Here is a 2,420-nt window from a genome sequence, read left to right as displayed (position 1 = left end):
CGGCGGTGTTGGGCCGGTTCGAAGCCGCTGCCCCGAACGAGCGGTGGGTGGGCGATGCCCTGCACGGCCCACGGGTCGGCGGCCGCAAGACCTACCTGTTCGCGTTTCTCGATGACCATTCACGTCTGGCCGTGGGGTATCGGTTCGGGTTCGCTGAGGACACCGTGCGCCTGGCCGCCGCGCTGGCCCCGGCCCTGGCCGCACGAGGCGTCCCGCAAAGTTGCTATGTCGATAACGGCAGCGCGTTCGTCGATGCGTGGCTGCTGCGCGCCCGCGGCAAGCTCGGCATCCGGCTGGTTCACTCGACGCCGCACCGCCCGCAAGGCCGCGGGAAGATCGAGAGGTGGTTCCGCGGCGTGCGCGACCAGTTCCTCGTCGAGGTAACGGATTCGACCGCTGCCGAGGTCACCGAGCGTGGGCTCACGCCCGCCGCCGCGTTGCTGGAGTTGAACGCACTGTTCACCGCGTGGGTCGAGTCCCAGTACCACCACCGGGTGCATTCCGAGACCGGGCAGACACCCCTCGCCCGCTGAGACGACGGGTGGCAGATAGCCGGGCACGGCCCGGTCATGCCCGGCCCGGACGCGTTGACCGAGGCGTTCCAATGGTCCGAGCAACGCACCGTCACCAAGACCGCGACGGTGTCGCTGCACGGCAACACCTACGAGGTCGAGGCGGTGCTGGTCGGCTGCAAGGTCGAGTTGGTGTTCTCCCCGTTCGACCTAGAAACGATCGAGGTGCACTACCGCGGCGCCCGCTACGGCCGCGCCGTGCCGTTGCGCATCACCCGCCACGCGCATCCGAAAGCACGCCCGGAAACCCCCGAGGCGGCCCCGGTGGCGAACACCGGGATCGCCTACCTGGCTCTGGTCGCCGACGCCCACCAGCAACAACCGCGCGACGAGGGACGCATCGGCTTCCACGCCCTCTACTCCACCCCAGCGCCGCCGCCTGATGACGGTCAGCTGCCGGGCCAGTTGTCCATCGACGACGCCCTCACCAGCACCGGTGACAGCAACGGAACCGGCGCGGCCGACACAGCGACGGCGGTCCGGTCGTGAGCTCGCGCCTGCAGTCGCACTGGGGATTCACCCGGATGCCGTTCGGTCGGAGCCTGGCACCGTCGATGCTGCACCGCCACGGCGGGCACGCCGAAGCGGTCGCCCGGATCGGCTGGTGCGTCGAGCAGCACTCCCTGGGGGTGATCACCGGCGAGGTCGGTGCCGGCAAGACCGTCGCCGTCCGCGCCGCGACCGCCGCGCTGGACGGCTCGCGGCATGTGGTCATCTACCTGCCCAACCCCTCGGTCGGAGTGCGCGGCATGCTGCACCACGTCGTCTCCGCCCTCGGACAAGTGCCCAGCTTCTACACCGCGACGCTCGTGCCGCGGGCCGCCGCGGCATTAGCCGCCGAGCACGCCGAACGGGGCCGCACCCCCGTGGTCGTGTTCGACGAGGCGCACCTGCTCGACAACGCCCAGCTCGAGGCCGTCCGCATGCTGACCAACCACGACATGGACTCCGGGGCACCGTTCGCGGCCGTGTTGATCGATCAGCCGACACTGCGCCAACGGCTACGTCTGGGCGTGCTCGCCGCGCTCGACCAGCGCATCACCGTCCGCTACGCCCTGGCCGGGATGAGCGAGACCGAGACCGCCGACTACATCACCCACCACGCCAAAATCGCCGGACGTTCAGACACCCTTTTCAGCGACGACGCCCTCACCCTGATCCACAACGCCTCACGCGGCTATCCCCGAGCGAACAACAACCTCGCCCTCAACGCCCTCACCGCGGCCTTCGCTCGCAACGCCAGCATCGTCGACGAGAAAGCCGCCCGCACCGCCATCTCCGAAACCGGCGCCGACTGACCATCACCCCGCCGACGACACCATCACCTGACAGACGAAGGCCCCGCCAGCCACCAGCAGGCGGGGCCTTCCCACACCCCGGTCATCGACAAACCGAATGACGGCATCCTCTGCAAGATCAACGACGGTCAACAGCCCTCTACGACGCCCTCGACGCGCTGCCCTGGCGGGAAACACCGATCGCGCACACAGCCACCGACCGCGGCCACAGCCGGGTCACCACCCGCACCATCCAGGTCCTCCCCCGCACCCGCCGACCTACCGTTCCCCCACGTCAACCAGGTGTTCCTGATCGAACGTTACGTCCACGACCTCGCCGGCAACCCGACCTCCGCGGTCGCCGCGCTCGGCGTGGCCAGCTCCACCAACCAGCAACTCGACGCCGCCGCCCTGGCACATCACGTCCGCGAACACTGGGCGATCGAGTCACTGCACTGGCTGCGCGACACCCTCTACCGAGAAGACAACTCCCAGGTCAGAACCCGATCCGGCCCCAGAATCATGGCCACCCTACGCAACCTCGCCATCGGAGCCCTCCGCCTGTTCGGCC

1 protein-coding gene and 2 pseudogenes are annotated in these 2,420 nt (G+C 69.3%); all 3 read left to right on the top strand.

The annotated features are described in order from the left end of the window. Window positions 1-1,061, top strand: a pseudogene (locus WA317_RS20510) (DDE-type integrase/transposase/recombinase); the annotation flags it as partial. After that, on the top strand, window positions 1,058-1,870 hold the full coding sequence (locus tag WA317_RS20505; protein WP_425174771.1) for an ExeA family protein: 813 nt from the start codon (window positions 1,058-1,060) through the stop codon (window positions 1,868-1,870). The pseudogene WA317_RS20510 and the gene WA317_RS20505, both read left to right, overlap by 4 nt. A gap of 282 nt (window positions 1,871-2,152) precedes the next feature. Then, window positions 2,153-2,420: pseudogene (locus tag WA317_RS20500) on the top strand (hypothetical protein); the annotation flags it as partial.

It is taken from the genome of Mycobacterium sp. (genome assembly GCF_049802695.1).
GTDB lineage: Bacteria > Actinomycetota > Actinomycetes > Mycobacteriales > Mycobacteriaceae > Mycobacterium.
Note: the sequence above shows the minus strand (reverse complement) of the source record. Positions and strands in the feature narration are given on the sequence as shown.